A 12,904-nucleotide genomic window follows, 5' to 3' on the forward strand; every position below is an offset into this window, starting at 1 on the left:
CAGGCCGGTTGATCCGTGAAACAGCTAGTGGAGGGACCCAGATGGAAGCTTGGGACGCGATCTGCGCACGTCGCAATGTCAGGGAGTACCAGCCGAAACCGATACCGGCCGAGGATCTGGACCGCATCGCCGAGGCCGGCTGGCGCGCGCCGTCGGCGAAGAACCGCCAGCCGTGGGATTTCGTCATCGTCACCGACCGCAACCAGCTGACGGAGCTGTCCACGGTCTGGCGGGGCGCCGGCCACATCGCCGGGGCCGCCGCCGCGATAGCGATCGTGGTCCCGGTGCCGCCCGACGAGCGCCGAGTGGTCACCGACAACTACGACGTCGGCCAGGCCACCATGGCGATGATGATCGCCGCCACCGACCTGGGGATCGGGACCGGTCATTCGTCGGTGGGGGAGCAGGACAAGGCGCGCGCGATCCTGGGCGTGCCCGACGATCACCTGGTGGCCTTCCTGCTCGGAGTGGGCTATCCCGCCGATCGCCCGCTCACCGCGATCCGCAAACCGAATAGGCGGCCGTTCGCCGAGGTCGTCCACCACGGCCGATGGTGATCGCCAACACGAAAAACCTTCGGCGCCTTACCGAGTCCTAAGCTGATCGGCGTGCATGAACACCAGGGCGATTACGGAGTCGACGGTTCCTTTCACACCATCTCGGCGCGCGCGCAGGCGGTAGGCATCGGCGCTCAAGCCGCCGCCCTGGCCGTGTTCGCGGGTATCAGCTGGGCGCGCGGCAGGCGGCTTCGGGCGGCGCTGGCCGCGGTGTCCTCCGCCGGGGTCACGGGTGCGGTGGTCCTCTACATGTACGCCACCCGCACCGGGAAATTCGTTGTGTGGGAACGGATTCTGCGTGACTTGCGGCTCACGGGCGACGAAACGGTGCTCGACCTCGGCTGCGGGCGCGGCGCCGTGCTGCTGGCGGCGGCCAAGCGGTTGCCGCGGGGCCGCGCGATCGGCGTCGACCTCTGGCAGGCCGACCAGACCGACAACTCCGAGCAGGCCACGCTGGCCAACGCGGTGGCCGAAGATGTCGCCGACCGCATCGAGTTGCACACCGCGGACATGACCGCGCTGCCGCTGCCCGACGAGAGCGTCGACGTGATCGTGAGCAACCTGGCCATCCACAACATCCCAGGGCACGCCGGGCGGCGTCGCGCGCTCGACGAAGCCGTGCGGGTGCTGCGGCCGGGGGGCCGGCTCGCCATCGCCGACCTGTGGGAGACGCGTCAACACGCCGCCCGGCTGCGCGAACTCGGTTGGCGCGACGTGCGGCGGCGCAACCTCGGCTGGCGGATGTGGTACGGCGGACCCTGGTTCTCCACCCGCGTGGTCACCGCGACCAAGCCGGAGTGATGCCCGGCGGGCATGCAGCTGTATCCGGCGGAGGATAGATGGCGCGGCCGTTTCCGATAGCGCATCTGCTAGCTAAAAGTGCGAAGCATCAGTGGTCCGGACACGGCTCGGCGCAACTAGCCTTCCATTCGCCCGGCGACCCGGACCCACCATGGCGGATAGCTGATATCGAGAACGGCGGTCTGACGATATCCAGACCACGTAGGTACCCCTGGTGGCTGACCCCGATATACCCCACGGGCCGCCGCGACGACCCGATCACGCTGGGTCGGCCACTGCAACTCGGCCGCGATGTCGTCGAGGATCTGTTGCCGGTCACGCCCAAGGACCTGGTCCACGATCTCGACAGCGGGTAGAAGATTGCCTTTGTCCCCATTGCACCTGCTGCACGCCAAAACGAGGTTGGTCAGCCCGTCGATGCCGACCAGGGACCAGGGCAAGACGTGATCGATCGGATTGTCTGCCGCTAAATGCGCACCACAGTAAAAGCAATGCGCGCCGAAAGCGTCCTTGAATGGTTCTCGGACAGCGGCCAGGGCAATTCGTTCTCGCCCGAAGAGATGTCCCGCCACGTCCGGTACCTCCGCCTCAAGGAACTTGTTCATCCGCCTCACGTCCTCTACCCACATGATTTCCAGCGCAGGCTTCAGCAGTCCTGCCAAACGAGCGAGCCCATATGCGATACCCGGTCTGAGATGGATGGCATCACCGTGCTCCCTCAAACTCCTGCGCGAGATCTGGTCATGAAGGAATGAGTCGTCGTAAAGAAAGGCGTCGCGTTGGCTTGTGCCCGGCAGCCGTTGAAGCCGATGCAATGGCTGCTGAGCCAAACAGATCGTAATTTCATCGATTGCCGCTTGGTACGCCCGAGGTTGTTGCACGATTGCGCGATCGACGGACGCAGCGCCTCCTGAAACATTGCGAAGTACGTTGGCCGCGAGAAGGATCCGCGCGCGTGATTGCGTCGACTGGCGGAGTTCTCGGCCGTCGAAGGGCCGGATCTGACGCCAATAGATTTCAAGGACTCGGTGGGCCAAATCAGGAATCGGCACACTGAGTGTGTCGGCCGGATCTGCCGGCAGGTGCTCAATGCATTGATCGAGCAACGCCATCAAGGTTGCCAGCTTGTAAGTCGCAGTTCGAAGGCCGGTCTCCAGGATTGCCACTACGCGCTGGCCCAGCAGCAGCGGATCAACCACTTCAGGCATAACGTCTGAGTATGCCGAAGCGTGCACCTGCGCCGGGCCAAACCGCGGGGCATGCTTAGGCCATGAACAGAACCGAAATCACCGAACAGGTCGTCATAGCCCGGCTCCGCGAGGGTCTGACGTGGCAAGAGCTGGCCGACGCGATCGGCAGGCCACTCATGTGGACCACGGCGGCGCTGCTCGGCCAACACCCGATTCCGGTGGAGCAGGCCAAGGTTCTGGCGGAGAAGTTGAAGCTGGACGAGTCCGCGGTGCCGGTGCTCGCCGCCGCGCCGATGCGCGGCGGGCTGCCCACCGCGGTCCCGACGGACCCGACGATCTACCGCTTCTACGAAGCCCTGCAGGTGTACGGCGGCGCGCTGAAGGAGGTGATCGCCGAACAGTTCGGCGACGGGATCATGAGTGCGATCAACTTCAGCCTCGACGTGCAGAAGAGGCCGCACCCGTCCGGTGACCGGGTCGTAGTGACGTTCGACGGCAAATTCCTTCCCTATCAATGGGTCGAGGCGGACGGCTGAGGCGAGCACGCCAAAGTGAAGTGACGGCGTGTCGCGAGCGTGTCAAACTAGCGTCGAGGAGGCGAAGGGAACGCGGTGGCGGCCAGTGGCGGCCACCGCGTTCGCCGTTTCAGTTCATCAAGACCTGCGGGGACAGCTCTTTGAGCATCGCGTTGGCCCAGCGCATCTGGCGCAACGTCTCGGGGTGGCAGCGCGACGACAGGCTCAGCAGTTCGGAATCCTTGGCGGCCTGTGCGCCCTGCGCCAGCAGCTCCCAATCCAGCGACACCCCCGCCGACAGCCGGTGAATCCGCCGCAGGTCGGCCAGCAGCGCCAGGCCGGGCTCCGGCCGGTGTCGCAGCAGGCCGCTCATCCGCGACTGCAGAAAGCCGGTGATCGCGCCGGTGCGCGGGTCCGAGGACAGGCGCAGACCGTAGTGACGCCCGTGCCGCGCCAGCTCGCTGACGTGATGCTGCGACCAGCGGGACATGTCGCGTGCGAGGTGGTGAATGTCCTGGTCACTGTGGTGACGCGCCGCCACCACGTTGAGCTCGTGCGCCAGCTTGCGTTCGGAGCGGTGCAGCTCGCGGATCGCCAACTTCAGCTTCATGGCCGGCCTCCCCCGGGGACGACTTCGGTGACGCCGGCCATCGCGCCGCCCACCGTCGCGGGCACCGATCCATCGGCTGACGCCGCGGTCGTCGGCGCCTGCCCATTCCGGCCGGGCGGCCTCACCCGAGCCTTGCGCAGCCGGGCGGCGGCGGTCTTGTAGATCGGCTGCTTGGACACCGGATCCCAATCGGTCAGCGTCATTTCATTGCCGGCCCGGTGATGGGCCCTGCCGTCGGTGTCCCAGTAACCGTAATGGAAGGGCACGAACAGCACCCCGTCGCGGATGCCGCAGATGCGCGCGGCGCACACCACGCAGCCGCGCGGCGTGCTCACCTCGACCAGATCGCCTTCCCCGATGCCCAGGCGCCGCGCGTCGCGGTCGGACACCTCGACCCACACCTCCGGGGCGGCCCGTTGAAGTTGCTGTGCCCGAGCGGTTTTGGTGCGGGTATGGAAATGGTAGACGGTGCGGCCGGTGATCAACGCGAACGGGTAGTCGGGACTCGGTTGCTCGTGAGGGGCACGTACTCGGCCGCCTTGATGATCGCCTTACCGAACGGGTTCATCGAGCGGTACTCGTCGGGCTGCAATGGGGCGCCGGTGATCAGGTCTTTGCCGTATGCCTCGCAATAGTCCGGGGCTGCCCAGAATTTCGCGTCGGCGTAGAGCCGTTCGGTGCCGTCGGGATGCTCTGCGTTGCAAGGCCATTGGATGCCGCTGCCGCCGCGCAGCTTGTCGTAGGTCAGACCCGTGTAGTCGCACGGCCGGCCCGCGGTGCATTTCTTCCACGCCTCGAACGCCGATTCCGGGTCCGTCCAGGGCGGGAACGGCTGGCCGTCCTTGTCGCGAAAGTCCATCCGGCGCGCGTAGTCCAGGAAGATGTCGAGGTCCGAACGCGCGGAACCCGGTGGCTCCACGGCCTTTTCGGACAGGTGCACGGTGCGGTCGGCGTTGGTGAAGGTGCCGGTCTTCTCCGCCCATGCCGCGGCGGGTAACACGACGTCGGCCAGCGCGGCGGTCTCGGTCATGAAGATGTCCTGCACGATGAGGAACAGCCGTTCCTGCGACAGGATGTCGCGGATCCGCGCCAGCTCCGGCAGCGACACCGCGGGATTGGTGGCGGTGACCCACAGCATCCGCAGCGTTCCCTCTTCGGCGAAGCGGAACATCTGCATGGCGTGCGTCGGTGGGCCGTAGTGCGGAATCTGCAGGGGTTCCAGGTTCCACAATTTCGCCAACTCCTCCACGTGAGAGTCGTTGGACCAGTTGCGAAAGCCGGCCAGGTCCCCGTCGGCCCCGCACTCGCGGGTGTTCTCCGCGGTCGGCTGCCCGTTCATCTGCAGCACCCCGCAGCCCGGCTTGCCCAGCATGCCGCGCACCACGTGAATGTTGTTGACCTGCACGGCCGCCGCGGTGGCCTGGTGAGACTGGTAGAAGCCCTGCAGCACGGTGGACATCAGCCGCTCGGCCGTGCCCAGCAGCCGCGCCGCGTGCCGGATGTCGTCGGCCGCCACACCGCAGATGTCGGCGGCCCGCTCGGGCGGAAACTCCTCGACCCGGCGACGCAGTTCGTCGAAACCGACTGTGTGCGTGTCGATGTAGTCCTGGTCGACCCAGCCGTGGCCGATGATCTCGTGCAGCAGACCGTTCATCAACGCCACGTTGGTGCCCGGCAGCGGCGCCAGGTGAACCGTGGCGTGGCGGGCCACCGGCGTGAGCCGGGGGTCGACGCAGATGATCGCGGGTGGCGACTCGCCGCCCAGCCGGTCCAGCATCCGCGCCCACAGCACCGTCTGCGTCTCGGCGACATTGTGCCCGAACAAGGCGATGACGTCGGCGTGGTCGACATCGGTGTAGGAGCCCGGTTGCCCGTCGCAGCCGAACGATTCCTTGAGCGCCTCGGCGGCCGTCGCCGTACACAGCCGGGTGTTGCCGTCGACGTGGTTGGTGCCGATCGCCCCGTGCGCGATCGCACCCTGGGTGTAGTACGCCTCGGCGAACAGCTGCCCGGAGGTGTAGAACCCGATCGAGCTGGGGCCGTAGCTGCCGAGTAACTCCTTGGTGCGGTCCACGATCCGTTGCATGGCGGTGTCCCAGTCGCACGGCTTCAGCTCGCCGCGGACCCGGATCATCGGCGTGGTGAGGCGGTCGGGCGACGCGTTGGCCTGCCAGCCGAACAGATCCTTCGGGTCGAGCCGCCCGTGGTTGACCCGGTCGACGGCGCGCCCGCGCACGCCCACGATCCGCCCGTCCTTGACGGCGATGTCCAGGCCGTCGCCGTTGGAGTGCAACACCGCGGCCGATTGCACCCAGCGGTCGACCGACTCGGCGCTGACTCCGTCGGCCAGGTAGGAGTCGACTCGTTCCGGCCACCGCGTGCCGGGTGCGTAGGGAGTCCGTGTTCCCCAGGGGTCAGCGATGCGATCTATGGCCATTCCGCTGACTTCCCCGGCGGCGGCCCCTCAAACCGGTCCGGGCGAACGCCCCGCCGCTATACCCCGAATTCGGCTTCGATCCCGTCGATGCCGGCGCGGATGGCCGTCAACGCGTCGGCGCGGGTGCGCAATTTGGTGGCGGCGTGCGCCCGCTGATTCAGGCCGGCGAATTCGGTTGCGGCCTCTTCCGCGCGATCGATCACCACCTCGGGCAACACGATCTCGTCGACAAAGCCTGCCGCAAGGGCGGTTTCGCCGAAAAACGTCTTGGCCAGCCCAGCGGCCTGCTGGTAGGCCGACGGCGTCAACCGCAGCTTCATGATCTCCAGCGCGGCATAGGGAATGACCATGCCGATCGCGACCTCATTGGCCTGAATGTTGTAGGCGTGTGCGGCCACCCGGTGATCGCCCGCCGACAACAGGAACGCCCCCATCGCGATCGCGTGGCCGGTGCACGCCATCACCACCGGCTTCGGATGGGACAACAGGCGATACGCCAGCTCGAACCCGCCGCGGAGCATGTCGATCGCGGGCTGCACCTCACCGGAGGTCAGGATCTTCAGGTCGAAGCCGCCGCTGAACACCCGTTCGTTGCCGGCGATCACCAGCGCTCCGGCGTCATCCGCCTCGGCCCGGTCGATCGCGTCGTTGAGGGCCTGCTGCATGGTCGGGCCCAGCGCGTTGACCTTGCCGTCGTCCATCTTGATGACGGCGATGGAGTCCTTGGTGCTGTAGTGGACCGGGGCGCTCATCGGTTACTCCTTGCCGTCAGGCGGGCTGGCTGTGGTGTTTGCCCAGATCGTTTTCGGCGTTACTCCAGCGCAGGCTGACATCGGTCGGTTCGTCGAGTTGGCGTGTGCGCCATCTGTCTTGGGTTTCCCGGACCGCGGCGTTGATCCGTTCGATCTCGCTGCGGAACACCTCGGGCCGGGTTTCCTTGCTGACGTAGTGGAAATAGGTGAGCAGGCCGCGCAGCAGCTCCAGCTTCTCCTTCTCCCGCTTCGCCAAATCATGGGTGGTCATCAATTCGATGCGCTGGACGGGCGGCAGCGCATCCCAGTCCAGCACGACGTCGGTGTGCAGCGGGGAACGCTCGCGCTCCCAAAACCGCCGGCCGTGCCCGCGGTCGGGCCGGTCGTAGTAGGTCAGGGTGCCGGTGAAGCGCGATTCGATGCCGCTGCCGATCTCGGCGCGGTCGAGCGCGGAATCCCACACCATGCGCCACTCCTGGCCGGACGCCAACATGGGCAGTTCGCGGGGGAGCCGCAGTTCGACGACGTCGGCGTAGCCGTCGGTGGCGTTCTCGTATTCGGCCACGGTCGGGGGATTGGCGAAGGAGAACCCGATGTCATAGGCCGCGGTCCGCCCGAAGTTGCGGACCACGAGTTCGATCACGTGCCAGTCAGCGGAATGCGGCTCCATGAACATCGCGACCTGCGGACGCGTCTGCTCGGCAGCGACGCGGCGATTCCGGTTGATCTGCCTATTGATGAAGACCAGCGTGACGATCGCCAGGACGATTGCCGCCCACGCCGCCCACGCTATCCAGGTGTCGGACCCGACGTGCGTGACATCATGCCAGCTGTCCTGGATCCAACCCATGGAATCCACCCTCCGCTTATATCACAGGGGCGGTGCCCTCGCCGCATGGTCGTGACGGAGCGATACGGCCTCAGCCGCCCATCAACATCCGCCATTGGTCGAGGTCGGCTGCCCGATACACGTAGTTGGAACGCTTGACCTCCGCGAGCGGCGCGCTGGGCTCCGCCGAATACCAGTGACCCGGAAACACGGTCGGGTCACCGGGCAGGGTGGCGAGCCGTTGCAGGCTGCGGTACATCTCGTCGGAGTCCCCGCCCGGGAAGTCCGTGCGCCCGCAGCCCTCCAGGAACAGCGTGTCACCGGCGACGAGGCGGCCGTCGAGCAGGAAGCACTGGCTGCCCGGCGTGTGGCCGGGGGTGTGCAGCAACTCGATCTCGATGTCGCCGACGCTGATCTTGTCGTGGTTTTCGTGGGAGGTCAGGTCACCCAGACCTATCCCGGTGACCCGCGAAACCCACAGCGCCTCATGGGTATTGACGTGCACCGGCACCGATGCCCGCTCCAGCAGTTCGGCAAGCCCCGGCAGGGCGAACCCCATCATGGAACCGCCCACGTGGTCGGGGTGATGATGGGTCACCAGCACGCCGGACAGGTGCATGCCATCGGCCTCGAGCGCGTCGAGCAGGTCGCCGGCGGCGTAGGCCGGGTCGACCACCACGCAGTCACCGGTTTGCCGGTCGCCGATCAGGTAGGCGAAGTTGCGCATCTGCGTCGCGAACATGTCACCGGCGGCGAAGTCGCGACCGGAGAGCAGTTGTCGGAAATACAGCCGGTCCTCTGGCACGTGACCAGACTAGGACCCCCAGCCCAAGGGCCCACCGACACCGCCGTTTCGGAGCCGATTAGGCCGGGGCGTGGTGGGTATTGTTGGCGCATGAGGAAGAAGGTGGAAATCGAGGTCGACGCCGATCTGATCGATGAGGCCATCCGCCGCTTCCATCTCCTCGACGCGCGCGAGGCCATCAATCTCGCGTTGCGGACCCTGCTCAACGACGGCGATTCCGTCGAACAGGACGACGAATACGACGAGTTCAGCGACCTCGGTGCCTGGGAACCTCAGCGCAACGGCAAAAGCGGCTGATGTTTGCCGCGGCTTCGTCGATCGCCGGGTGATCCCTAGGAATACAACGTGGTTTGGTTCCGCTGCGAGCCAGGCTGTACCCTCTTTTAGGCCCGCGCGGAGGAGATCGCTGCGGGTGAACGGCCCCCTTAGCTCAGTCGGTAGAGCGTTTCCATGGTAAGGAAAAGGTCAACGGTTCGATTCCGTTAGGGGGCTCGGCGGACGCCGAGCAGGCGTGGCGGCCCCGACCCCGAAAGGGGTGGCCAGAGGCGATGTAGCTCAGTCGGTTAGAGCGAACGACTCATAATCGTTAGGTCGCCGGTTCGAGTCCGGCCATCGCTACAACACAACAGCACAGTTCAGGAATCGAGAGAGAACGTCATGGCTTCCAGTACCGACGTACGGCCGAAGATCACCTTGGCATGCGAGGTGTGCAAGCACCGCAACTACATCACCAAGAAAAACCGCCGGAACGACCCGGACCGACTGGAGCTGAAGAAGTTCTGCCCCAATTGCGGTAAGCACCAGGCGCACAGGGAGACGCGCTAGCGGTCACCCGCGGGCGTTTATTCCGATTGACTAGGTAGTTTAAGAACCGTGCCGTTAAGTCCGAGCATCGTCGGTATGCACTACCGCTACCCCGATCATTACGAGGTCGAGCGGGAGAAGATCCGCGAATACGCGGTGGCCGTGCAGAACGACGACCCCTCGTTCTTCGAGGAGAAGGCGGCGGCCGAACTCGGTTACGGCGGTCTGGTGGCGCCCCCTACCTTCATCTGTGTTTTCGGATACAAGGCCCAGACCGCGTTCTTCCACTATGCGAACATCGCGATCGCCGACCAGCAGATCGTGCAGGTCGACCAGGTGCTGAAGATGCAGAGGCCGATCGTCGCCGGCGACAGGCTGTACTGCGACGTCTACGTGGACTCGTTGCGGGAGTCGCACGGCACCCAGATCGTGGTCACCAAGAATGTCGTCACCAACGCCGCCGGCGACGTCGTGCAAGAGACCTACACGACCCTCGCGGGCCGTGCCGGTGAGGATGGAGAAGAGGGATTTACTGATGCCACTGCGTGAGTTCAGCTCCGTGAAGGTGGGTGACCAGCTTCCTGAGAAGACCTACCCGCTGACCCGACAGGATCTGGTCAACTACGCGGGCGTTTCCGGCGACCTGAATCCGATCCACTGGGACGACGAGATCGCCAAGGTCGTCGGCCTGGACACCGCGATCGCGCACGGCATGCTCACCATGGGCATCGGCGGCGGCTACGTCACCGCGTGGATCGGCGACCCCGGCGCGGTCACCGAGTACAACGTGCGGTTCACCGCGGTGGTCCCGGTGCCCAACGACGGCAAGGGCGCCGAACTCGTCTTCAGCGGCCGGGTGAAGTCCGCCGATCCCGAGACCAAGTCCGTGACGATCGCGCTCACGGCCACCACCGGCGGCAAGAAGATCTTCGGCAGGGCGATCGCGTCCGCAACTCTGGCATAGCTCATGGCGCTCAAGACAGACATCCGCGGAATGATCTGGCGGTACCCGGATTCCTTCGTGGTGGGGCGCGAGCAGCTGCGTGCCTTCGCCCAGTCCATCAAGAACGACCACCCGGCGTACTACAGGGAAGACGCGGCCGCCGAACTCGGCCACAGCGCGATCCTCGCGCCGCTGACCTTCGCGACCATCTTCGCCAAGCTGGTCCAGCTGGACTTCTTCCGGCACGTCGACATCGGCATGGAAACCCTGGTGATCGTCCAGGTCGACCAGCGCTTCGTGTTCGCCAAGCCGATCAAGGCCGGCGACCGGCTATGGGCCCGGATGGAAATCCAATCCGTGGACGAGCGCTTCGGCGCCGACATCGTCGTCACCAAGAACATCTGCACCAACGATCAGGGTGAGCTGGTCCTGGAGGCCTACACCACGCTGATGAGCCAGTACGCCGAACAGTCCGACAACCTGCGCTGGGACCCGGAATCCGGGCAGGTCGTCAGGACGGCGTAATCACTATTGGATTTCCCGCGCTTAGGGGCAATCAAGTACACTCGGTCCTCGGGGTTTTCCCAGCATTAGCGCGCTTTCCGTGAGTCGAGCAATCGGAAGGCGCGCGTGTCATGTAGGCCCCGGTAGGTAAGCGCAGGTTGGCCTGCCAACCGCGAAGGGGCGTAGCTCAACTGGCAGAGCAGCGGTCTCCAAAACCGCAGGTTGCAGGTTCAAGTCCTGTCGCCCCTGCTAATGGCGAACGTCCTGGCATGGTGGACACTGGAAGAAAGTTCCCACCATCGGCGGGATGGTTCGCGAAGTACTAGCAAACAAAGGAGCATGCGGTGAGCGACGAAGGCGACGTTGCCAACGACGCCGCAAGCGACGGCACTGAGAACGAGGACGGCCGCGCGAGCGCCAGCCGGACGGCGGTGGTGACGCGGCCACAGCGCCCCACCGGCAAGCGGTCCCGGCAGCGGGTCATCGAGGGCGGTGAAGACGCCGAGGCTTCGGACGAGGTCGAAGCTTCCGCGCCGGACAAGGCCAAGAAGGGCGCCAAGGCGAAGAAGGCCGCGAAGCCCAAGAAGGCCGGCGACCACCGCGTCAACCCGTTCGTGTTCGTCTTCAACTACCTCAAGCAGGTCGTTGCAGAGATGCGGAAGGTCATCTGGCCCAACCGCAAGCAGATGCTCACTTACACCTCCGTTGTGCTGGCATTCCTGGCCTTCATGGTGGCGCTGGTCGGCCTGGCGGATTTCGGCCTGACCAAGCTGGTGCTGTTGGTGTTCGGCTGAGCGAGTGACGCCGCTTTGAAAGTGACAGAGAGGACTCAAACCGTGACTACCTTCGACGGTGACCCGTCCGCGGGTGAAGCGGTCGACGTGGACGAAATCGCGCAGGCGCAGGCCACGGACACCTCCGCGGCCGCTGAGGTCACCGAGGCGACCGCGGACGACGCCGCCGACGAGACGGCCGAGGCCGCCGCGGCGCCCGACGAGCCGGCCGAAGAGGCCGACCCGGCCGCCACGCTCAAGGCGGAACTGCGCAGCAAGCCCGGCGACTGGTATGTCATCCACTCCTACGCGGGGTACGAGAACAAGGTCAAAGCCAACCTCGAAACCCGGGTGCAGAACCTCGATGTCGGTGACTACATCTTCCAGGTGGAGGTGCCCACCGAGGAGGTCACCGAGATCAAGAACGGCCAGCGCAAGCAGGTCAACCGCAAGGTGCTGCCCGGCTACATCCTGGTGCGCATGGACCTGACCGACGACTCGTGGGCCGCGGTCCGCAACACCCCCGGCGTCACCGGCTTCGTCGGGGCGACCTCGCGTCCGTCGGCGCTGACACTCGACGATGTGGTCAAGTTCCTGCTGCCGCGCGGCGCGACGAAGAAGGCCGCCAAGGGCGCCGCCACCACGGCTGCCGCCGCCGAGGTCGGCGGCCTGGAACGGCCGGCCATCGAGGTCGACTACGAGGTCGGCGAATCGGTGACGGTCATGGACGGCCCGTTCGCGACGTTGCCCGCCACGATCAGCGAGGTCAACGGCGAACAGCAGAAGCTCAAGGTGCTGGTGTCGATCTTCGGCCGCGAAACGCCGGTCGAATTGACGTTCAGCCAAGTCTCCAAGCTCTAAACCGGCGCATACGCCCGGCGTAACCCAGGAAGGAACAGCACAACCTCATGGCCCCGAAGAAGAAAGTCGTCGGGCTGATCAAGCTTCAGATCCAGGCGGGGCAGGCCAACCCGGCGCCGCCGGTCGGGCCCGCGCTCGGTCAGCACGGCGTCAACATCATGGAGTTCTGCAAGGCGTACAACGCTGCCACGGAGAACCAGCGCGGCAACGTGATCCCGGTGGAGATCACGGTCTACGAGGATCGCAGCTTCACCTTCGCGCTCAAGACGCCGCCCGCCGCCAAGCTGCTGCTCAAGGCCGCCGGCGTGGGCAAGGGATCGGCCGAGCCGCACAAGACCAAGGTCGCCAAGGTCACCTGGGATCAGGTCAAGGAGATCGCCGAGACCAAGAAGGCCGACCTGAACGCCAACGACGTCGACGCAGCCGCCAAGATCATCGCCGGCACCGCCCGGTCGATGGGTATCACCGTCGAGTAATACCCGCATCACCACCGTGGGAGGGCCAGCTTCGGCCCGTTCAACCA

15 protein-coding genes, 3 tRNA genes and 2 pseudogenes are annotated in these 12,904 nt (G+C 65.8%); 14 read left to right on the top strand and 6 right to left on the bottom strand.

Annotation, left to right across the window (positions count from 1 at the left end):
• Positions 1 to 41 precede the first annotated feature (41 nt).
• Positions 42 to 557, top strand: a complete 516-nt coding sequence (locus tag AC5Y30_RS11000; protein ID WP_499918157.1) for a nitroreductase family protein — start codon at positions 42 to 44, stop codon at positions 555 to 557.
• Positions 558 to 608: 51 nt separating this feature from the next.
• Positions 609 to 1,358 (top strand): class I SAM-dependent methyltransferase, encoded by a 750-nt coding sequence (locus AC5Y30_RS11005; protein ID WP_499918158.1) that lies wholly within the window; start codon positions 609 to 611, stop codon positions 1,356 to 1,358.
• A 116-nt stretch (positions 1,359 to 1,474) separates the two neighbouring features.
• On the opposite strand, the gene AC5Y30_RS11010 is transcribed toward AC5Y30_RS11005, so the two are convergent.
• Complete coding sequence (locus tag AC5Y30_RS11010) at positions 1,475 to 2,566, bottom strand: DUF8808 domain-containing protein (protein WP_499918159.1); 1,092 nt, start codon at positions 2,564 to 2,566, stop codon at positions 1,475 to 1,477.
• 62 nt (positions 2,567 to 2,628) lie between these two features.
• On the opposite strand from AC5Y30_RS11010, the gene cynS reads away from it, so the two are divergent.
• Positions 2,629 to 3,084 (top strand): cyanase, encoded by a 456-nt coding sequence (cynS, locus tag AC5Y30_RS11015; RefSeq protein ID WP_499918160.1) that lies wholly within the window; start codon positions 2,629 to 2,631, stop codon positions 3,082 to 3,084.
• Between the two features lie 109 nt (positions 3,085 to 3,193).
• Here the strand turns inward: cynS and AC5Y30_RS11020 are convergent, their stop codons facing one another.
• The 5 genes and pseudogenes from AC5Y30_RS11020 to AC5Y30_RS11040 form a co-directional block, all read right to left on the bottom strand.
• On the bottom strand, positions 3,194 to 3,673 hold the full coding sequence (locus tag AC5Y30_RS11020) for a hypothetical protein (RefSeq protein WP_499918161.1): 480 nt from the start codon (positions 3,671 to 3,673) through the stop codon (positions 3,194 to 3,196).
• Positions 3,670 to 6,110, bottom strand: a pseudogene (locus AC5Y30_RS11025) (molybdopterin oxidoreductase family protein). The gene AC5Y30_RS11020 and the pseudogene AC5Y30_RS11025 overlap by 4 nt, the downstream one beginning before the upstream one ends.
• A 56-nt stretch (positions 6,111 to 6,166) precedes the next feature.
• Positions 6,167 to 6,862 (bottom strand): crotonase/enoyl-CoA hydratase family protein, encoded by a 696-nt coding sequence (locus AC5Y30_RS11030; protein WP_499918162.1) that lies wholly within the window; start codon positions 6,860 to 6,862, stop codon positions 6,167 to 6,169.
• Positions 6,859 to 7,712: pseudogene (locus AC5Y30_RS11035) on the bottom strand (DUF8453 domain-containing protein). Before AC5Y30_RS11035 ends, AC5Y30_RS11030 begins: the two are co-directional and overlap by 4 nt.
• 70 nt (positions 7,713 to 7,782) lie before the next feature.
• Positions 7,783 to 8,496, bottom strand: coding sequence for an MBL fold metallo-hydrolase (locus AC5Y30_RS11040; protein WP_499918163.1), 714 nt, complete (start codon positions 8,494 to 8,496; stop codon positions 7,783 to 7,785).
• A gap of 90 nt (positions 8,497 to 8,586) precedes the next feature.
• On the opposite strand from AC5Y30_RS11040, the gene AC5Y30_RS11045 reads away from it, so the two are divergent.
• The 11 genes from AC5Y30_RS11045 to rplK all read left to right on the top strand — a co-directional run bounded on the left by AC5Y30_RS11045 (position 8,587) and on the right by rplK (position 12,857).
• Positions 8,587 to 8,793 carry a type II toxin-antitoxin system VapB family antitoxin gene (locus AC5Y30_RS11045; RefSeq protein ID WP_499918164.1) on the top strand — a complete coding sequence of 69 codons (207 nt, stop codon included), beginning with the start codon at positions 8,587 to 8,589 and terminating at the stop codon, positions 8,791 to 8,793.
• A gap of 122 nt (positions 8,794 to 8,915) precedes the next feature.
• Positions 8,916 to 8,988: transfer RNA gene (locus AC5Y30_RS11050), tRNA-Thr, on the top strand.
• 52 nt (positions 8,989 to 9,040) lie between these two features.
• Positions 9,041 to 9,114, top strand: a tRNA-Met gene (locus AC5Y30_RS11055).
• 39 nt (positions 9,115 to 9,153) lie between these two features.
• Positions 9,154 to 9,321, top strand: a complete 168-nt coding sequence (gene rpmG / locus AC5Y30_RS11060) for a 50S ribosomal protein L33 (protein WP_003898538.1) — start codon at positions 9,154 to 9,156, stop codon at positions 9,319 to 9,321.
• Positions 9,322 to 9,369: 48 nt separating this feature from the next.
• Complete coding sequence (hadA, locus tag AC5Y30_RS11065; RefSeq protein ID WP_499918165.1) at positions 9,370 to 9,849, top strand: (3R)-hydroxyacyl-ACP dehydratase subunit HadA; 480 nt, start codon at positions 9,370 to 9,372, stop codon at positions 9,847 to 9,849.
• Positions 9,836 to 10,264, top strand: a complete 429-nt coding sequence (gene hadB, locus AC5Y30_RS11070) for a (3R)-hydroxyacyl-ACP dehydratase subunit HadB (RefSeq protein ID WP_067122372.1) — start codon at positions 9,836 to 9,838, stop codon at positions 10,262 to 10,264. The genes hadA and hadB overlap by 14 nt, the downstream gene beginning before the upstream one ends.
• A gap of 3 nt (positions 10,265 to 10,267) precedes the next feature.
• On the top strand, positions 10,268 to 10,768 hold the full coding sequence (gene hadC / locus AC5Y30_RS11075; protein WP_499918166.1) for a (3R)-hydroxyacyl-ACP dehydratase subunit HadC: 501 nt from the start codon (positions 10,268 to 10,270) through the stop codon (positions 10,766 to 10,768).
• A 155-nt stretch (positions 10,769 to 10,923) separates the two neighbouring features.
• Positions 10,924 to 10,996 (top strand) — tRNA-Trp (locus AC5Y30_RS11080).
• A gap of 95 nt (positions 10,997 to 11,091) precedes the next feature.
• Positions 11,092 to 11,541, top strand: coding sequence for a preprotein translocase subunit SecE (gene secE, locus AC5Y30_RS11085; protein WP_499918167.1), 450 nt, complete (start codon positions 11,092 to 11,094; stop codon positions 11,539 to 11,541).
• A 42-nt stretch (positions 11,542 to 11,583) separates the two neighbouring features.
• Positions 11,584 to 12,381, top strand: coding sequence for a transcription termination/antitermination protein NusG (gene nusG, locus AC5Y30_RS11090; RefSeq protein WP_499918168.1), 798 nt, complete (start codon positions 11,584 to 11,586; stop codon positions 12,379 to 12,381).
• 47 nt (positions 12,382 to 12,428) lie between these two features.
• Positions 12,429 to 12,857, top strand: a complete 429-nt coding sequence (rplK, locus tag AC5Y30_RS11095) for a 50S ribosomal protein L11 (RefSeq protein WP_499918169.1) — start codon at positions 12,429 to 12,431, stop codon at positions 12,855 to 12,857.
• Positions 12,858 to 12,904: the final 47 nt, after the last annotated feature.

The sequence above is a fragment of the Mycobacterium sp. NGS27 genome, from assembly GCF_059813005.1.

Bases quoted from the DNA above. Each gene is read 5' to 3' on its own strand.
- AC5Y30_RS11000 (WP_499918157.1), top strand. From the start codon at position 42: ATGGAAGCTTGGGACGCGATCTGCGCACGTCGCAATGTCAGGGAGTAC.
- AC5Y30_RS11010 (WP_499918159.1), bottom strand. From the start codon at position 2,566: ATGCCTGAAGTGGTTGATCCGCTGCTGCTGGGCCAGCGCGTAGTGGCA.
- cynS (WP_499918160.1), top strand. From the start codon at position 2,629: ATGAACAGAACCGAAATCACCGAACAGGTCGTCATAGCCCGGCTCCGC.
- AC5Y30_RS11020 (WP_499918161.1), bottom strand. From the start codon at position 3,673: ATGAAGCTGAAGTTGGCGATCCGCGAGCTGCACCGCTCCGAACGCAAG.
- AC5Y30_RS11030 (WP_499918162.1), bottom strand. From the start codon at position 6,862: ATGAGCGCCCCGGTCCACTACAGCACCAAGGACTCCATCGCCGTCATC.
- AC5Y30_RS11045 (WP_499918164.1), top strand. From the start codon at position 8,587: ATGAGGAAGAAGGTGGAAATCGAGGTCGACGCCGATCTGATCGATGAG.
- rpmG (WP_003898538.1), top strand. From the start codon at position 9,154: ATGGCTTCCAGTACCGACGTACGGCCGAAGATCACCTTGGCATGCGAG.
- hadB (WP_067122372.1), top strand. From the start codon at position 9,836: ATGCCACTGCGTGAGTTCAGCTCCGTGAAGGTGGGTGACCAGCTTCCT.
- hadC (WP_499918166.1), top strand. From the start codon at position 10,268: ATGGCGCTCAAGACAGACATCCGCGGAATGATCTGGCGGTACCCGGAT.
- rplK (WP_499918169.1), top strand. From the start codon at position 12,429: ATGGCCCCGAAGAAGAAAGTCGTCGGGCTGATCAAGCTTCAGATCCAG.